Source organism: Flavobacterium arabinosi, assembly GCF_048158725.1.
GTDB classification, from domain to species: domain Bacteria; phylum Bacteroidota; class Bacteroidia; order Flavobacteriales; family Flavobacteriaceae; genus Flavobacterium; species Flavobacterium arabinosi.
Genome location: NZ_JBLNKX010000002.1, coordinates 570330 through 586576 on the forward strand (window position 1 = coordinate 570330; position 16247 = coordinate 586576).

Genomic DNA, 16247 nt, shown 5'->3' on the forward strand with positions numbered 1-16247 from the left:
AACCTTAAAAAATAATACATATGGCAACAATTACTGCTGCAGACGTAAATAAATTAAGAACAATCACTGGTGCAGGAATGATGGACTGCAAAAAAGCTTTGGTTGAAGCAGACGGAGATTTTGATTTAGCTATCGAAAACTTACGTAAAAAAGGACAAAAAGTAGCTGCAAACCGTTCAGATAGAGAATCTACTGAAGGTGCTGCAATTGCTGTTGTAAATGCTGACAAAACTGCTGGTGTAGTTATCACATTGAACTGTGAGACTGACTTCGTAGGTATGAATGAAAACTTTGTGAAAATGGCTACTGAAATGGCTAATTTGGCATTGAATTTTGACAATAAAGAAGCATTTTTAGCTGCTGATTTCAACGGAGTTACTGTTGCTGATAAATTAATCGAGCAAACTGGAGTTATCGGAGAAAAACTAGAGATAAGAACTTTCGAAAAATTAGAAGGTGCTTTTATCGGGTCTTACATCCACTCTGGAAACAAAATCGCTACTTTAGTTAGTCTATCTGCAAAAATCGAAGGTGCTGATGAAGTATCAAGAAACATTGCTATGCAAGCTGCAGCTATGTCACCTATCGCATTAGACGAAACTGGTGTTGATGCTGACACTATCGCAAAAGAAATAGAAATTGCTAAAGATATCCTACGTCAAGAAGGAAAACCAGAAGCAATGTTAGACAATATCGCTAAAGGTAAATTGGCTCGTTTCTTTAAAGACAATACTTTAGTAAACCAAGATTATATTAAAGATAACAAAATGAGCGTTGCTGCTTATGCTAAATCTTTAGACAAAGATCTAATCGTTACAGGTTTCAAAAGAGCTGCTTTAGGATAATTCATTGCGAGGAACGAAGCAATCACATTAGTGAATTTCACCCCGTATTTATAAAAAATCCCATCTTGTTTGAAAAAACGAGATGGGATTTTTTTTATTATCTAAAAAAGAAATTAAAATACTAAATTTGAAAAACTAATCGTTTTCTATGTTTAAAACCAAAAAAGAGCTCGTATTCGTTATCCTCGCCGGGATCTTTATCACTAATGCTGTTGTAGCCGAATTAATTGGTGGAAAATTGATACAAGTAGGACCTTTCGTTATGAGTATCGGTATTTTACCATGGCCTATAGTTTTCCTCACCACCGATTTAATCAATGAATACTTTGGAGAAAAAGGAGTGAAAAAACTATCCTATATTACGGCTTGTTTAATCGCCTACGCCTTTATCATTTTACTTCTAGCCATACTTGTTCCCGCAGCAAAAGGAATTAGCCCTGTAAACGATGATCAATTTTATGCTGTCTTTGGTCAAAGTATGTGGATTATTGCCGGCAGCATCATAGCTTTTTTAGTTTCCCAATTGATTGATGTAAGCGTATTTTGGTTTTTCAAAAACAGAACAGGTGAGCGAAAAATATGGCTCAGAACAACCGGATCTACAGTTGTTTCACAATTATTCGATTCCTTTATTGTTTTAGGAATTGCATTTTGGTTACCCGGTAAAATCAACTTTGACACTTTTTTAAGTTCTGCAATAATAGGTTATACGTTTAAACTAGGAATTGCTGTTTTATTGACTCCGCTAATTTATTTGGGACACCATTTAATAAAAAAATATTTGTCCGAAGAAACAGAATAATCATGGAAGAAAAAACGAGATGTAAATGGTGTGTTGGCATTGATATTTACGAAAAATATCATGATGAAGAATGGGGAGTTCCCGTTTATGACGATCAAAAATTATTTGAATTCCTAATCCTCGAAACTTTTCAGGCTGGATTAAGTTGGATTACAATCTTAAAAAAGAGAGAAAACTTCAAATTAGCTTTTGATGATTTTGACTATAAAAAAGTTGCCAGTTATACCGAAGATAAAATCCAGGAATTACTTCAAAACGCAGGTATAATTCGAAACCAATTAAAAATTAGATCGGCAGTTTTAAATGCGGTTGCCTTTATGAAAGTACAGGATGAATTTGGTAGTTTCTCCAAATACATTTGGGAATTCACTGACGGAAAACCAATTCAAAACAACCGACAGTCCCTAAAAGAAGTTCCTTCCACTACTCCACTTTCTGACGCTATCAGTAAAGATTTGAAAAAACGCGGTTTTAAATTCGTCGGTTCTACCGTAGTTTATGCACATATGCAAGCAACAGGAATGGTGGATGACCACGTGGCCGATTGCTGGAAAAAACAGTAACTTTTTAAAAATCAATAACAAAACAAGTTTGAAAAGTTTTATTTTTTTTTAAAATTTAAGAATCCCGTATTAAATAATATCCTATTTTTGCTCCACACTTTAGGGGTGTCTACAACATTGTAGGCTGAGAATTACCCTCTGAACCTGATCTAGTTCATACTAGCGTAGGGAAAAGTAAGATGACTTCTGCGCACATTTATGTGTCATTGTAGCCATTCCTAAAGTATAACTGTATACTAAATTCAAAAGGAATGGAGCTTAAAATCAACAATCAAACAAAACAATTTACAACTGACAGTCTAACTGTTCAGGCACTTCTTGACTTGGAAATTCCCATCAAACAAAACGGAATTGCCGTAGCCATTAACAATACCGTTATTCCAAAATCTACCTGGAATTCTCACCCAATACAAGAAACCGACGACATTCTCATCATCTCTGCAACTCAAGGAGGATAGTTTAGCTGCTCGGGCGGGCTATCCATTTCAAGTCCGCAGTTGCAATCCTATAAAACATAGCCTTAGTCAAAGCTTCCTTACGGTCGCTTCACTAATCCTTGTTTTATTTGGCTTTCAACTTTACGGGCTTTCCATTACTATCCCTAGCAGAAGACCAACACTCCTAAAATCATAAAATTCAAACAAATGAATAACGAAGAAAAAATCTCAAGAACTCCTTTCCCAAATTCTACAAAAATTTACGTAGACGGAACCATTCATCCCATAAAAGTAGCGATGCGAGAAATTGTATTGGCAGACACTAAAATGTCAAATGGACGAATAGAAAAAAATCCTCCCGTAACCGTTTACGATACTTCAGGTCCATTCACCGATCCAAATATCGAAATCGACATTCGAAAAGGACTGCCCCGCATTCGTGAACAATGGATTCTGGATCGTAATGATGTAGAAGAATTGACTGAAATATCTTCTGAATATGGAAAAAAACGTCTGAACGACGAAAAACTAAACGAACTGCGTTTTGAATATTTACACAAACCCATGCGTGCCAAAAAAGGAGCCAATGTTTCCCAATTGTATTATGCAAAACAAGGAATCATCACTCCCGAAATGGAATACATTGCCATTCGTGAAAACCAACGCTTGGAATTGATAAATGAACAAACCAAAGCCATGCAATGCCAACACGGCGGAAACAGTTTTGGAGCTAATACGCCAAAATCTAAAATTACACCTGAATTTGTCCGTAGCGAAGTAGCGCGAGGTCGTGCCATTATTCCAAATAACATCAACCATCCTGAAAGCGAACCAATGATTGTGGGACGTAATTTCTTGGTAAAAATTAATGCCAATATCGGGAACAGCGCCGTAACTTCAACTATCGAAGAAGAAGTAGAAAAAGCAGTTTGGGCTTGTCGCTGGGGAGCTGATACGATTATGGATTTATCAACAGGTAAAAACATTCACGAAACCAGAGAATGGATTATTAGAAATTCTCCTGTACCAATCGGAACGGTGCCTATTTACCAAGCTTTGGAAAAAGTAAATGGTGTTGCCGAAGATTTAACTTGGGAAGTATTCCGTGATACTTTAATAGAACAAGCGGAACAAGGTGTTTCTTATTTCACTATTCACGCCGGCGTTTTATTGCGTTACATTCATTTAACAGCCAACCGCGTTACCGGAATTGTTTCCCGTGGGGGTTCTATCATGGCAAAATGGTGTTTGTTTCATCACAAAGAAAACTTCCTTTACACCCATTTCGAGGAAATTTGCGAAATCATGAAACAGTATGACGTAGCTTTTTCTTTAGGAGATGGTTTACGCCCAGGTTCTATTGCTGATGCGAATGATGCCGCTCAATTTGCCGAATTGGAAACTCTTGGCGAACTGACAAAAGTAGCTTGGAAACACGATGTCCAAGTATTTATTGAAGGTCCTGGTCACGTGCCGATGCACATGATTAAAGAAAATATGGACAAACAATTGGAACATTGTGATGAAGCACCTTTTTATACTTTAGGGCCATTAACAACAGATATTGCCCCGGGTTATGACCACATCACTTCTGCTATTGGTGCGGCAATGATTGGTTGGTACGGTTGTGCGATGTTATGTTATGTTACGCCAAAAGAACACCTTGGTTTACCCAACAAAAAAGATGTAAAAGACGGTGTTATCACTTATAAGATTTCGGCACATGCCGCTGATTTGGCCAAAGGTCATCCCGGATCGCAATACCGTGACAATGCATTAAGCAAAGCACGATTTGAATTTCGTTGGGAAGACCAATTCAACTTATCATTAGATCCAGATACAGCTCGTGAATTTCATGATGAAACATTACCGGCAGATGGTGCAAAAGTGGCTCATTTTTGCTCGATGTGTGGTCCAAAATTCTGTTCTATGAAAATCTCTCAGGAAATCCGTGATGTTGCCGAAGCGGAAAAAGGGATGCAAGAGAAATCACAAGAATTTGTAGAAAGCGGAAAAGAAATTTATAGCTAGATATAAGATTAGGAGTATTAAGTATCAAGATGTTTGAAAAAGACCCAAAACTTAATACTTAATACTTCTCTCTTAATACCTCTCAACATGATTGTAATCTCAAATCCAACTCCAATCGAGAATGAAATTAACCTCATCCTTCAACTTTTTAAAGAAGGATTGCAGTTCTTTCATGTTCGAAAACCAGATTTTTCTGCAGCCGAAATGAAGCTGTTTTTATCGAAAATAGAAATGGAATTTCGTTCAAAATTAGTATTACATCAATACCATGAATTGGCGGAAGATTTTGGAATTACCAGAATCCATTTTACGGAAAAAATGAGAGCCGAAACATCCGAGGGAAATTTGAAAAAATGGAAAGAACGAGAATTTAAACTCTCCACTTCCATCCATAAAATGGCTGATTTTGAAAAATTATCCAATGTATTTGATTACGCTTTTTTTGGGCCGGTTTTCGAAAGTATTTCTAAACCAAATTACACTTCGAATAGTGACTTTAGAATAGAATTAGAAAATAGAAAGAATAACAAAACAGCATTAATTGCACTCGGAGGAATTACATCCGATAAAATCAAAACCGCATTAGAATATGGCTTTGATGATGTGGCGCTTTTAGGCACCATTTGGAACAATAACAATCCAATAGAAAATTTTAAACTATGCAAGAAAGCAGACCTTTCGTATTAACAATTGCAGGCTTTGATCCTTCTGGAGGCGCAGGAGTTTTGGCGGATGCGAAAACATTCGAGCAACATCATGTATATGGTTTTGCGGTCAATACCGGCAACACCATTCAAACCGAAAATGAGTTCTTCGAAATGCAATGGACTGACATAGATTTTGTTTTGAAATCATTGGACAAACTGCTTCAAAAGTATACTATCAAAGCAGTAAAAATTGGAATTGTTCCTTCGTTGGATTATTTAAAAGAAATTGTTTCACTTGTAAAAAAGCTTTCGCCAAAAACAAAAATAGTTTGGGATACGGTTTTGAAATCCAGTAGCGAATTCAATTTTATAACGATTGAAAATCAAGCTATTTTGATAGAAATATTAAAAAAAATAGATTTAATAACGCCCAATTACAATGAGATTTTACAATTCTCGTCGGTCGAAAAAAACCCTGTTTTAATCGCTCTGGAACTTTCTAAATATTGTTCGACTTTACTTAAAGGAGGTCATAATCCATTTGCAGTTGGTATCGATTATTTATATACCGGAAATGAGATATTCAGGCTTGCGCCAAATAACACTTTGGTTTTCGAAAAACATGGCTCTGGCTGTGTATTATCATCAGCGATTACGGCAAATTTAGCTTTGGGACAAGACCTGAAAACAGCTTGCACCAACGCCAAAAAATATATAGAAACTTACTTAGAATCTAACCAAACAAAATTAGGATACCATCATGTATAATAAGCTACAATACATTTCGCAAGGAAATACAGTCGAAGAACAATTGTATAACATTCACAAAGCACTGGACAATGGTTGCGATTGGATACAAGTACGATTCAAAAATCAAAACGCTCTTGAAGTTTTCACTTTGGCGGAAGCCGTAAAAACATTATGTAAAGAATATTTAGCAGTTTTCATCATCAATGACAATGTCTATTTAGCACAACAATTGGATGCCGATGGGGTTCATTTAGGTTTGAGTGATATGAATGTTGCAGAAGCCCGAGTACTTTTGGGAAAAACAAAAATCATTGGAGGAACTGCAAATACTTTTGAAGATGTGCTCCAAAGAACAGCCGAAAACTGTGATTATATTGGTCTGGGTCCGTTTCAATTTACTGCAACCAAACAAAATTTAAGTCCAATTTTAGGGCTTGAAGGGTATCGATTGATTACCGAACAAATGAAAATAAAAAATATTCAAATTCCCATTTATGCGATTGGAGGTATCGCACTGGAAAATGTCGAAAGTATAATGGAAACAGGAATTTATGGCATTGCCGTTTCCGGTTTGATTACACAAAACGAAAATCCAACCCAACTTATCACTCAACTTAACGAAAAATTATATGTTACCATTTAAAATAGGAGATAAAACCTTTCAATCCCGCTTGTTTTTAGGCACAGGGAAATTCGGTTCCAATCAACAGATGGAAGAAGCCATTTTAGCTTCTGGAAGCGAATTAGTTACCGTAGCATTAAAACGTGTGGATTTAGAAACTGAAACGGATGCCATTTTATCACATCTTAGAAATCCGCTGATTAATTTGCTACCCAATACTTCTGGCGCTCGAAATGCTAAAGAAGCCATTTTTGCAGCACAATTAGCTCGGGAGGCATTAGAAACCAATTGGCTTAAACTGGAAATTCATCCCGATCCAAAATATTTGATGCCTGATGCTATCGAAACCTTAAAAGCTACCGAGGCATTAGCCAAATTAGGATTTATCATTTTGCCTTACATCCATGCGGATCCGGTTTTATGTAAACGACTGGAAGACGCAGGAACTTCGGCTGTGATGCCGTTAGGTTCTCCAATTGGCAGTAATAAAGGATTAAAAACCATCGATTTTTTAGAAATAATAATTGAACAGAGCAAAGTTCCCGTGATTATAGATGCCGGAATTGGCGCACCATCCGATGCTGCAAAAGCGATGGAACTTGGAGCTGATGCGGTTTTGGTAAATACAGCAATTGCCGTTGCCGGAAACCCAATATTGATGGCAGAGGCTTTCAGAGAAGCCGTTATTGCGGGCCGAAAAGCCTACGAAGCGCAATTAGCACAAAAAGTAAATCGTGCGATGGCTTCAAGTCCTTTGACAGCGTTTTTGTATGAGTAATATATTTTTAGTTTATTGACAAGAAAACCACTGAAAAAATGGCACGCAGATTTTACAGATTTACGCAGATAAAAACTTTAAAAAAAATATACGAAAATTCTCGTATTTTGCGTGCAACAGAAATATATAATTGTATTAAATTAACTACATTTAATTTTTAATTAGTACTAATTTTTAAATTTCTTAAAAAATGACAGAAAATGAAATTTCATATGAAATACGTGGAGCGATTTTCAAGGTATACAATACACTCGGTCCAGGTTTATTTGAATCTGTTTATGAAAGTGCTTTATATTATGAATTAACTAAAATAAATTTAAAAGTTGAAAGACAACTTGAAATCACTATTCCTTACGACAAAATCATATTAGATGTTGCTTTTAAAATTGATTTATTAGTAGAAGACAAAGTAATTATTGAGTTAAAATCAGTTGAGGATTTAGCGCCTATACATTATAAACAAATTACAAACTATTTAAAACTTACTAATAAAAAACTAGGAATCCTGGTCAATTTCAATACTGTCACTATTTTAGATGACATTAAACGAATTGCAAATAAAATATAAATTTAGAATTAAAAATTAGCACGCAGATTTTGCAGATTTATGCAGATAAAAATTGAAATAAACGGTTAAAAAAATCTGCAAAAATCTGCAGAATCTGCGTGCCAAAAAAAGCATATTCTTTTTGCGCTAAAAAAACAAAACAATGAAAACATTTAAATCGGTTTTTGACAACTACGATTGGGATATCATTAAATCCAAAATATATCAGACTACTTCATTAGAAGTCGAATGCGCATTAGCCAAAAGTAAACGCAATCTCGATGATTTTTTGGCATTGATTTCACCTGCTGCCCTACCTTATTTAGAGCAAATGGCACAGCTGGCGCATGAATTAACCAAAAAAAGATTTGGCAAAACGATTCAGATGTATGCGCCTTTGTATTTAAGCAACGAATGCCAAAACATTTGCACGTATTGTGGTTTTAGTTTAGACAACAAAATCAAACGAAAAACGCTTACAGAAAATGAAATTACGCTAGAAACCGAGGTCTTAAAAAAAGCGGGGTTTGATCATGTTTTGTTAGTGACTGGCGAAGCCAATCAGACTGTAAATATTCATTATTTTCTAAAGTCGATTACACAAATAAAAAATGATTTTTCGACCATTTCCGCAGAAGTACAACCACTTTCTACAGAAGAATATGAGCAATTACATGACGCTGGTGTCTATTCAATTTTAGTATACCAGGAAACCTATCATCGTGATGTTTATAAACAGTATCACACAAAAGGGAAGAAATCCAATTTTGATTTTCGTTTAGAAACACCCGACCGAGTAGGAACTGCGGGTATTCATAAAATTGGATTGGGCGTTTTATTAGGATTAGAAGATTGGCGTACGGACAGTTTTTTCAATGCCTTGCATTTAGATTATTTACAAAAAACCTATTGGCAAACTAAATATGCGGTTTCTTTCCCCAGATTACGACCGGCAGAAGGAGTTATTGAGCCTAACTTTATCATGGATGATGCCGATTTGACCCAACTCATTTGTGCCTACCGTTTATGGAATGAAGACTTAGAAATCTCCCTGTCAACCCGTGAAAACGAAAAATTCCGTGATAATATTATTCCAATTGGGATTACCAGTATGAGTGCAGGTTCTAAAACTAATCCCGGTGGTTATGTGGTTGACCCACAATCATTGGAGCAATTTGAAATCAGTGATGAACGTTCCGCTGCCGAGATTGCAAAAATTATTTCCAGTAAAGGATACGAGCCGGTTTGGAAGGATTGGGACAGAAGTTATACCATTATAGATTAACCTTTTAGATTTCTAAAACATGAGTATCATTCAAGATTTTTTACGATACAACCGCCAGATGATGTTGCCAGAAATAGGTGATTCGGGACAAGAAAAACTCAAAAAAGCTAAAGTTATAGTGATTGGCGCAGGCGGATTGGGCTGTCCTATTTTACAATATATGGCAACCGCCGGAGTGGGAACAATTGGAATAGTTGATTTCGACAAAATCGAATTGCACAACTTGCACCGTCAAATTTTATATACGGAGCAACAAGTTGGCAATTCAAAAGCACTTACGGCAAAATCAGTTTTAAAAACTTTAAACCCATTGATTCATGTTATATCTTTTGAAGAAAAATTAACCACTGAAAACGCCGCACAAATCATCATGGATTTTGATATAGTTGTCGACGGTTGTGATAACTTTGAAACCCGTTATCTGGTAAATGATACCTGCGTAAAATTAGGAAAATCCTTAATTTACGGCAGCATTTTGAAATTTGAAGGACAAATAGCGGTTTTCAACCATAATGGAAATAAAAATCTTCGTGATCTATTCCCAGAACCACCAAATCCAAAAGATGTTCCCAATTGCAACTTTAATGGTGTAATGGGCACACTCCCGGGAATTATAGGAACAATGATGGCACATGAAACTCTGAAACTGATAATGGATTTACCAACATTAGAAAATGAATTGGTACTTTATAATACTTTGGAGTGGAGTTTTACAAAGCTGAAGTTTTAGGAGAAGTTTTCAGTCGCAGTTGGCAGTAAAATCAGTCACAGTAGTTATTTATTTCTGTTATCTTTAATAAGTCTACAGCCTGAAAACTGAACACTATTTACCCAATATTTCCATAAATTCTTCTCTCTCAATCTCTCTGCAGCCCAAGCTTTCCAGATGCGGATTATAAACCTGACAATCCAATAATTTATAATTCGCTGCTTTCAATTGGTTTACCAAAGCAATAAAAGCCACTTTTGAAGCATTTGAAACTGTAGAAAACATACTTTCACCACAGAAAACATGTCCTAAATCGATACCATACAAACCACCCACCAACTCATCATCTTGCCAAACCTCAACAGATTTAGCAATACCTAATTCATGTAATTTACAATAGGCTTCGATCATATCATTGGTAATCCAAGTCCCATTTTGACCATTGCGTTTTATGTTTTGGCAATTCGAAATGACATCTCTAAAATTCTGGTTGAAAGTAACTTTAAAAATATTGCGATTAAGAATATTACGCATACTTTTTGAAACAATCAACTCATCCAGAAACAAAACCATTCTGGGATTTGGTGACCACCATGTAATAGGTTCTCCATCTTCAAACCATGGAAAAATTCCACTTTTGTAAGCAAGTTGCAAACGTTCAGTAGACAAATCTCCCCCAAGAGCGAGAATACCCGTAGAATTAGTCTGAGAAACTGGAGGAAAGAATAGTGCTGCAGTTAAATAATACATTCTTTATTAAAAAATAAAACCCGACAGCTATTCTATAACTGTCGGGTTTGTTAACTATATCAAAAGAAAATCAAATGCTTAAAATGGCAAATCGTCTGCTTCTTCTTCGTTTAAGTTTGTAGCTGGAGCAAATGCTTCAGCAGCTGGCATTGGAGGCATTTGCGCATTAGGTGCATCAGCCGCTAATCTTTCTACTCTCCATCCTTGGATTGCATTGAAATATTTAGTCACACCTTGTGGATCTACCCATTCGCGTCCTCTTAAATTGATAGAAACTTTTACCGCTTCACCTACTTTAAAACTATTCAATAAATCACATTTATCTTGTACAAATTCCACTAAAATATGTTGTGGATATTGTTCTTCTGTTGTTACTACAAGCTCTCTTTTTAAGAAACTACCGTTTCCTACATTTTTAGCATCCCCAAGCATTTTGATTTTTCCTGTAACTTCCATCTTCGTTATTTTTTATTGTTATTTAAGTTGTTTTTTTGCTAAAAGCACTTTCCAAGCAGACAAAACATCATTAGTATCCAGATATTTTTTAGCCTCCAAGTGCACTTTTTGCTGATCATCAGAACTTAAAACGCCTTTTACAGCAAAATTCTGTTGTACAAATATACTAACTTCTTCCATTGTAGGCAAGGCTTCAATATTTCCTAATATTCCCAAATCATTTCCATCAAAAACAAGGCTTTCTTTTATAAAACTGGGAATAGCATCTACCCCAATTCCTAATGTTGATAGTGGTTTTGGCACTTCAAAAAGTCCTTGGTTTGATCTGGAATACCAGTTCCCGCCCAATCTGGAAACCAAATCTATTTTATACTGGTCAATCGCTCCGTTTTCGTCCAAAACTGCTTCATCAATATGAATTCTCAATACCTCACAAAGTATTAAATTTCCCGCTCCTCCTTCACTTCCCAAAGGAATAATCTGGGTGACTTTACATTCAAATTGTACCGGTGATTCTTTTACCCTGAAGGGTTTTACAACATCAGAAGGAATCGGCGTCAAACCTGATTTTACAAACTCATTGACACCATCAGCATATTCCGTACTTGCTAAAGATGTTTGTTGAACCATATCATAATTCACCACATTAATTACCACTTCACGAGTCGCTTCGGCATTAATTAAAGTATGTTTAATCGAATTATCCCGAACTCGTCTTGCTGGTGAAAATATGAGGATTGGAGGATTAGCACTGAACACATTAAAGAAACTAAAAGGCGATAAATTAGGAATTCCATTGACGCCAATAGTACTCGCAAAAGCGATAGGCCTTGGTCCTACTGAACTTTGCAAATAGCCTTGCAACCTTGTCGTTTCAATACTTTTAGGATCAATACTAATCATTCTTTTTTCTTTGTATGTAAATACGTTTCTTAGCTAACAAAAGTAAGTAAATGGTTTAAATTTAAAAAGGACGATTAACAATTTAAGAACAAATAATTTGAATAGTTTTTACTAAAATAATTCTTTGTAAAAAACTAAAATAATAATGCTCCTATTTCGTTATATTTATACCTCAAATCTTAATTTATGCAATTTTCAGAAAGAAAAAATACAACCCGTTGGATTATTATTTTTGCTTCTTTTTTCATAATTTCACTAATTCTTTGGAACACTTACACATTTTTTCAAATCTTCAAAAATGAAGAACGTTTAAAAATGAATCTTTGGGCAAAAGCCCAAAAGACGCTCATCAATGCAGGTGAAAATACTGATGTGGAACTTCCGCTTCAGATTTTCAGTGACAACACTACAATTCCTATTATACTTACAGAGAAAGACAGCATCATAAATACAGTAAATATTGATGATGCCATTGTAAAAGACAAACCCAAGGCAAACGCATTTTTACACGATTTAAAAAACGAAAATGATCCCATTGTAATTGAATATGTCCCTGGAAAATTTCAAAAACTATATTATGGTAATTCAGCATTATTGAACAAACTAAAATATTACCCGATTGCTTTATTGCTTATTATAGTACTATTTGGTGGCTTAGTTTATAATTTCTATCGAAGTACCAAAATGGCCACGCAAAATAAACTTTGGGCAGGAATGGCGAAAGAAACCGCACACCAAATAGGAACCCCACTTTCTTCATTGATAGGCTGGGTAGAACTCTTGAAAGCCGAAAATGTAGATGAAAGCACTACTTTCGAAATTGAAAAAGACATTGAGCGCTTGCAAACCATAACCGATCGTTTTTCGAAAATAGGTTCGGAACCAAAATTAGAAAACAAAGATATTATCGCAGAAACGCTTCAGTCTTATGATTATTTGCAATCTCGATTTTCGAAACAAATTGAATTTTCATTTAAAGCACCAAAAACACCCATTATCGTTTCGCTTAATCCTACTTTGCACAGCTGGACGATAGAAAATCTGGTAAAAAATGCTATTGATGCGATGAAAGGAAGAGGAAAATTAGCTTTAGAAATTGAGCAAGAAGGCAATACTGTTAACATAAACATCATAGATTCCGGAGGTGGAATCCAGAAAAAACAATTCAAAACCATATTCGAACCTGGTTTTACTACTAAAAAGCGAGGTTGGGGTTTAGGACTTTCTTTAACCAAAAGAATTGTGGAAGAATATCACAAGGGAACCATAAAAGTCCTAAATTCCGAAATAGGAAAAGGGACAACTATGCAAGTCAGTTTTAAAAAAAGCAATTTAGTTTAGCGGAACTCCAAACCAAGAAACCTTTGTAAACATAGTCTTTCTGACGATTTTTGACTTACTCAAATATTCCTGTACAAATGACTCATGTTCTTTTGCTTGCGCCAAAACATCATTGATAGATTTTTTTAACGAAGTCAAACTAGAGGAATTTCCAGTTCCAACCGAACCAATTGTGTAAACAGCATCTTGACATTTTGCTAATTTTTCAATTGGAGCTTGAATCATGCTGCTAATTTCATCGTCAGACAAGCTGGGCTTAAACTTATTATTTCTGTAATGAACAAAGTCATTTAATAAAACAACGGCCTCGTTGTAATTGTTGACTATTGAATTCAATTTTTCAATATTCGAGTTTTGTCGTAAATAGGTTATCTCTTTCTTTTTCCCTTCCAGACGTTCTGAAATCATGGCATTTTTAACTCCATTTTTTTCTATCCTTGCGGCAGACTCAAATAATTTATCGATTTCTGATAAATTATTGAATTTGGCAATTTCGTTCTCAAAATTGAAATATTTCTTCGATTTATTAATTTGAGTTGTTCCTTCATAAAACTCATTATTGGTAATTGGATAATTTAAAAACTGCCATAAATAATCAAACGAAATATGAGAAGAAATCAATTTTGTGGGCTCTGCCTTAAAATAATTCTCATTTAATTTTTTAAAAAATTTCCCATTGTTGACATAACCGGAACCCCAGGTAGGGTCAAATAAATACCACTTATTATCAATTTTTGCAGCACACCAAGCATGAGCCAAGTTTGCCACTTTTCCATATTGTTTGGTATAGCCTTCTATTATGTATGATTGTATTCCAATTTTATTCGAAATATCATTAAAGACCTCAGCATAATGAATACAAACTCCTTTCTTTGTTTTTAAGGTTTTCGTTATTTGCTCTTGTGAAGTTTCATTAAAATTCACAGCATACATATTAGCAACATCGTAACTAATATTGAATGCAGTCCAATAAAAAACAGCACGAATTTTATCGGAATCTGTTTTAAAGTTAGCATTTATATAATTGGCAATGGCCTCCGTAGAATTAGTGGAACTTGTAGAAATAGCAGCCATTTTCCTGTCAATCAAAGCATATCCTGCATTAACCTGACCGAAACTTAAAACGGATAAAAATAAAGAAAGCAGTATATAAATATTTTTCATCTTACTGGATAGACTCATAAATTAAAAGGGAATAAGCTTTCACCTATTCCCTTTCTGAACGAAAACCGTACCAATTTATTTTATTTGTGCAACTATTATAAATTAGTTTGAATGCTTATTACCAATGCTTCAAATTCTTCTTTTGAAAGCGACACTTTATTTTGAAAACGCATTTCATCCATTTCATTTAAAGGAATCAAATGAACGTGAGCATGAGGAACTTCAAGACCTATAACGGCCATTCCAATTCTTTTACAAGGAACTGTTTTCTCCAATGCAATGGCTATTTTTTTTGAGAACTGCATAAGACCTATGTACAAATCATCTTCAACATCAAAAATCTTATCGATTTCCTGTTTTGGAACACAAAGTGTATGTCCTTTTGCATTAGGATTTACATCCAAAAACGCCAAAAAATTATCATCTTCTGCTATTTTATAACAAGGAATTTCTCCGTTTATGATTTTTGTAAAAATACTTGACATCTTTGATTTATGATATTTGATTATAACATTAAAAAACTAGCCCTTTAAATAACTGAAACTGGGTTTAGTCGCGGGAAATTTCTAAAATTTCGAATTTCAAAACGCCATTAGGAACCGTAATCTCAGCAAATTCACCCACTGATTTCCCCAGTAAACCTTTACCAATTGGAGAGGTTACAGAGATTTTTCCTGTTTTTAAATCCGCTTCACTTTCGGCAACCAATGTATATTTCATTTCCATTCCATTGGTTTGGTTTTTGATTTTCACATTGGACAAAACCAACACTTTAGAAACATCAAGATGCGTTTCGTCAATTAATCGAGCATTAGAATGTACTTCTTCCAATTTTGCGATTCGCATTTCCAACATTCCTTGTGCCTCTTTAGCGGCATCATATTCTGCATTTTCAGACAAATCACCTTTATCTCTTGCCTCAGCTATATCTGCAGATGCTTTTGGACGCATTACACTTTTCAAATAATCCAATTCTTCTCTTAACTTCTTTAATCCTTCCGCGGTGTAATAAGATACTGTGCTCATAATTTGGTCATTTATATAAATAGAAAAAATCCCATCAGGACGGGATTTCTTTCCACAAAGATATTATTAATTTTTTTAGCCTATAAATATATGTTAATCATATATAATTCAAAGTTAAATAAATTAAATTTGTTTCGCTAATTCTTTTACTATATTTTAAAATGAAAAAATACATCCTACTTTTCTTTATTATTTCTTTTTTCTTTAGTTGTAGTAACAATGGTTTTGACAATAAAAATCCATACCTCCCTAATTATAGTTTCACTCTAGATATCAACATGAATCTACCCGCATATTCTAATCTCCAGTATCCAAGTAATGCTATTTATTACTCTGGTGTGGGTGCCAAAGGGATATTTGTATTCAATACTGGAAGCGGCTATAATGCATTCGATGCCGCTTGTCCCAACCAAGCTTTGAGCAGCTGCTCTACCATGGCCATAAAGGGAATAAAAGTAGTTTGTCCTTGTGACAATGCAGAATACAGCTTATTTACTGGCCAAAGCTCGGGAAAACAATACCTTTTAAAACAATATCGTGTAGAAGTGAACGGAAACGTACTTCGAGTATATAATTAAAATCATAAAACAA

At 34.9% G+C, this 16247-nt stretch carries 20 protein-coding genes and 1 riboswitch; of the genes, 14 read left to right on the plus strand and 6 right to left on the minus strand.

Annotated features, from left to right (window positions below; all coding sequences use genetic code 11):
• Positions 1-20: 20 nt before the first annotated feature.
• The 12 genes from tsf (at position 21) to ACM55K_RS06610 (ending at position 10037) form a co-directional block, all read left to right on the plus strand.
• Positions 21-845 (plus strand): translation elongation factor Ts, encoded by an 825-nt coding sequence (gene tsf / locus ACM55K_RS06555; RefSeq protein WP_416849427.1) that lies wholly within the window; start codon positions 21-23, stop codon positions 843-845.
• Between the two features lie 148 nt (positions 846-993).
• A complete protein-coding gene (locus ACM55K_RS06560; protein ID WP_416849428.1) occupies positions 994-1647 on the plus strand; it encodes a queuosine precursor transporter in 654 nt (217 codons plus the stop codon).
• 2 nt (positions 1648-1649) lie between these two features.
• Positions 1650-2210 (plus strand): DNA-3-methyladenine glycosylase I, encoded by a 561-nt coding sequence (locus ACM55K_RS06565; RefSeq protein WP_416849429.1) that lies wholly within the window; start codon positions 1650-1652, stop codon positions 2208-2210.
• A gap of 91 nt (positions 2211-2301) precedes the next feature.
• A riboswitch (TPP riboswitch) is annotated at positions 2302-2398 on the plus strand.
• Positions 2399-2461: 63 nt separating this feature from the next.
• Complete coding sequence (thiS, locus tag ACM55K_RS06570) at positions 2462-2668, plus strand: sulfur carrier protein ThiS (protein ID WP_416849430.1); 207 nt, start codon at positions 2462-2464, stop codon at positions 2666-2668.
• A 186-nt stretch (positions 2669-2854) separates the two neighbouring features.
• Positions 2855-4678, plus strand: coding sequence for a phosphomethylpyrimidine synthase ThiC (thiC, locus tag ACM55K_RS06575; protein WP_416849431.1), 1824 nt, complete (start codon positions 2855-2857; stop codon positions 4676-4678).
• Between the two features lie 87 nt (positions 4679-4765).
• On the plus strand, positions 4766-5365 hold the full coding sequence (locus ACM55K_RS06580; protein ID WP_416849432.1) for a thiamine phosphate synthase: 600 nt from the start codon (positions 4766-4768) through the stop codon (positions 5363-5365).
• Entirely contained in the window at positions 5338-6093 is a 756-nt protein-coding gene (locus ACM55K_RS06585) for a hydroxymethylpyrimidine/phosphomethylpyrimidine kinase (protein ID WP_416849433.1), read from the plus strand. The genes ACM55K_RS06580 and ACM55K_RS06585 overlap by 28 nt, the downstream gene beginning before the upstream one ends.
• Positions 6086-6718 carry a thiamine phosphate synthase gene (locus ACM55K_RS06590; protein ID WP_416849434.1) on the plus strand — a complete coding sequence of 211 codons (633 nt, stop codon included), beginning with the start codon at positions 6086-6088 and terminating at the stop codon, positions 6716-6718. Before ACM55K_RS06585 ends, ACM55K_RS06590 begins: the two co-directional genes overlap by 8 nt.
• On the plus strand, positions 6705-7475 hold the full coding sequence (locus tag ACM55K_RS06595; RefSeq protein WP_416849435.1) for a thiazole synthase: 771 nt from the start codon (positions 6705-6707) through the stop codon (positions 7473-7475). Before ACM55K_RS06590 ends, ACM55K_RS06595 begins: the two co-directional genes overlap by 14 nt.
• A gap of 190 nt (positions 7476-7665) precedes the next feature.
• Positions 7666-8043 carry a GxxExxY protein gene (locus ACM55K_RS06600; protein WP_416849436.1) on the plus strand — a complete coding sequence of 126 codons (378 nt, stop codon included), beginning with the start codon at positions 7666-7668 and terminating at the stop codon, positions 8041-8043.
• A gap of 142 nt (positions 8044-8185) precedes the next feature.
• Entirely contained in the window at positions 8186-9307 is a 1122-nt protein-coding gene (thiH, locus tag ACM55K_RS06605) for a 2-iminoacetate synthase ThiH (protein ID WP_416849437.1), read from the plus strand.
• A gap of 19 nt (positions 9308-9326) precedes the next feature.
• Positions 9327-10037 carry a HesA/MoeB/ThiF family protein gene (locus ACM55K_RS06610; protein ID WP_416849438.1) on the plus strand — a complete coding sequence of 237 codons (711 nt, stop codon included), beginning with the start codon at positions 9327-9329 and terminating at the stop codon, positions 10035-10037.
• 93 nt (positions 10038-10130) lie between these two features.
• Here the strand turns inward: ACM55K_RS06610 and aat are convergent, their stop codons facing one another.
• From aat to ACM55K_RS06625, 3 genes are all read right to left on the minus strand, one after another.
• Complete coding sequence (gene aat, locus ACM55K_RS06615; RefSeq protein ID WP_416849439.1) at positions 10131-10766, minus strand: leucyl/phenylalanyl-tRNA--protein transferase; 636 nt, start codon at positions 10764-10766, stop codon at positions 10131-10133.
• 78 nt (positions 10767-10844) lie between these two features.
• Positions 10845-11222, minus strand: coding sequence for a DUF3127 domain-containing protein (locus tag ACM55K_RS06620; protein ID WP_416849440.1), 378 nt, complete (start codon positions 11220-11222; stop codon positions 10845-10847).
• An 18-nt stretch (positions 11223-11240) separates the two neighbouring features.
• Positions 11241-12125, minus strand: coding sequence for a flavin reductase family protein (locus ACM55K_RS06625; protein ID WP_416849441.1), 885 nt, complete (start codon positions 12123-12125; stop codon positions 11241-11243).
• A gap of 186 nt (positions 12126-12311) precedes the next feature.
• Between ACM55K_RS06625 and ACM55K_RS06630 the strand changes: the two genes are divergently transcribed.
• Complete coding sequence (locus ACM55K_RS06630; protein WP_416849442.1) at positions 12312-13466, plus strand: sensor histidine kinase; 1155 nt, start codon at positions 12312-12314, stop codon at positions 13464-13466.
• Here the strand turns inward: ACM55K_RS06630 and ACM55K_RS06635 are convergent.
• From ACM55K_RS06635 to greA, 3 genes are all read right to left on the minus strand, one after another.
• The gene (locus tag ACM55K_RS06635) at positions 13458-14630 is read right to left on the minus strand and encodes a transglutaminase domain-containing protein (RefSeq protein WP_416849443.1); all 1173 of its coding nucleotides are present in this window, start codon (positions 14628-14630) and stop codon (positions 13458-13460) included. The genes ACM55K_RS06630 and ACM55K_RS06635 overlap by 9 nt on opposite strands.
• A 95-nt stretch (positions 14631-14725) precedes the next feature.
• On the minus strand, positions 14726-15115 hold the full coding sequence (locus tag ACM55K_RS06640; RefSeq protein ID WP_416849444.1) for an HIT family protein: 390 nt from the start codon (positions 15113-15115) through the stop codon (positions 14726-14728).
• Between the two features lie 64 nt (positions 15116-15179).
• Positions 15180-15656 carry a transcription elongation factor GreA gene (gene greA, locus ACM55K_RS06645; protein WP_121364313.1) on the minus strand — a complete coding sequence of 159 codons (477 nt, stop codon included), beginning with the start codon at positions 15654-15656 and terminating at the stop codon, positions 15180-15182.
• A gap of 161 nt (positions 15657-15817) precedes the next feature.
• Here greA and ACM55K_RS06650 point away from each other — a divergent pair, with 161 nt between their 5' ends.
• Positions 15818-16234: a Rieske (2Fe-2S) protein gene (locus ACM55K_RS06650; protein WP_416849445.1), complete on the plus strand. Its 417-nt coding sequence runs from the start codon at positions 15818-15820 to the stop codon at positions 16232-16234.
• Positions 16235-16247 lie beyond the last annotated feature (13 nt).

Excerpts from the sequence above, each read along its gene's own strand:
- ACM55K_RS06580 (WP_416849432.1), top strand. The coding sequence starts at position 4,766 with ATGATTGTAATCTCAAATCCAACTCCAATCGAGAATGAAATTAACCTC.
- ACM55K_RS06600 (WP_416849436.1), top strand. The coding sequence starts at position 7,666 with ATGACAGAAAATGAAATTTCATATGAAATACGTGGAGCGATTTTCAAG.
- ACM55K_RS06585 (WP_416849433.1), top strand. The coding sequence starts at position 5,338 with ATGCAAGAAAGCAGACCTTTCGTATTAACAATTGCAGGCTTTGATCCT.
- ACM55K_RS06560 (WP_416849428.1), top strand. The coding sequence starts at position 994 with ATGTTTAAAACCAAAAAAGAGCTCGTATTCGTTATCCTCGCCGGGATC.
- tsf (WP_416849427.1), top strand. The coding sequence starts at position 21 with ATGGCAACAATTACTGCTGCAGACGTAAATAAATTAAGAACAATCACT.
- ACM55K_RS06595 (WP_416849435.1), top strand. The coding sequence starts at position 6,705 with ATGTTACCATTTAAAATAGGAGATAAAACCTTTCAATCCCGCTTGTTT.
- ACM55K_RS06625 (WP_416849441.1), bottom strand. The coding sequence starts at position 12,125 with ATGATTAGTATTGATCCTAAAAGTATTGAAACGACAAGGTTGCAAGGC.
- ACM55K_RS06620 (WP_416849440.1), bottom strand. The coding sequence starts at position 11,222 with ATGGAAGTTACAGGAAAAATCAAAATGCTTGGGGATGCTAAAAATGTA.
- ACM55K_RS06565 (WP_416849429.1), top strand. The coding sequence starts at position 1,650 with ATGGAAGAAAAAACGAGATGTAAATGGTGTGTTGGCATTGATATTTAC.
- ACM55K_RS06650 (WP_416849445.1), top strand. The coding sequence starts at position 15,818 with ATGAAAAAATACATCCTACTTTTCTTTATTATTTCTTTTTTCTTTAGT.
- thiH (WP_416849437.1), top strand. The coding sequence starts at position 8,186 with ATGAAAACATTTAAATCGGTTTTTGACAACTACGATTGGGATATCATT.
- ACM55K_RS06635 (WP_416849443.1), bottom strand. The coding sequence starts at position 14,630 with ATGAAAAATATTTATATACTGCTTTCTTTATTTTTATCCGTTTTAAGT.
- thiC (WP_416849431.1), top strand. The coding sequence starts at position 2,855 with ATGAATAACGAAGAAAAAATCTCAAGAACTCCTTTCCCAAATTCTACA.
- aat (WP_416849439.1), bottom strand. The coding sequence starts at position 10,766 with ATGTATTATTTAACTGCAGCACTATTCTTTCCTCCAGTTTCTCAGACT.
- ACM55K_RS06640 (WP_416849444.1), bottom strand. The coding sequence starts at position 15,115 with ATGTCAAGTATTTTTACAAAAATCATAAACGGAGAAATTCCTTGTTAT.
- greA (WP_121364313.1), bottom strand. The coding sequence starts at position 15,656 with ATGAGCACAGTATCTTATTACACCGCGGAAGGATTAAAGAAGTTAAGA.
- ACM55K_RS06590 (WP_416849434.1), top strand. The coding sequence starts at position 6,086 with ATGTATAATAAGCTACAATACATTTCGCAAGGAAATACAGTCGAAGAA.
- ACM55K_RS06610 (WP_416849438.1), top strand. The coding sequence starts at position 9,327 with ATGAGTATCATTCAAGATTTTTTACGATACAACCGCCAGATGATGTTG.
- thiS (WP_416849430.1), top strand. The coding sequence starts at position 2,462 with ATGGAGCTTAAAATCAACAATCAAACAAAACAATTTACAACTGACAGT.
- ACM55K_RS06630 (WP_416849442.1), top strand. The coding sequence starts at position 12,312 with ATGCAATTTTCAGAAAGAAAAAATACAACCCGTTGGATTATTATTTTT.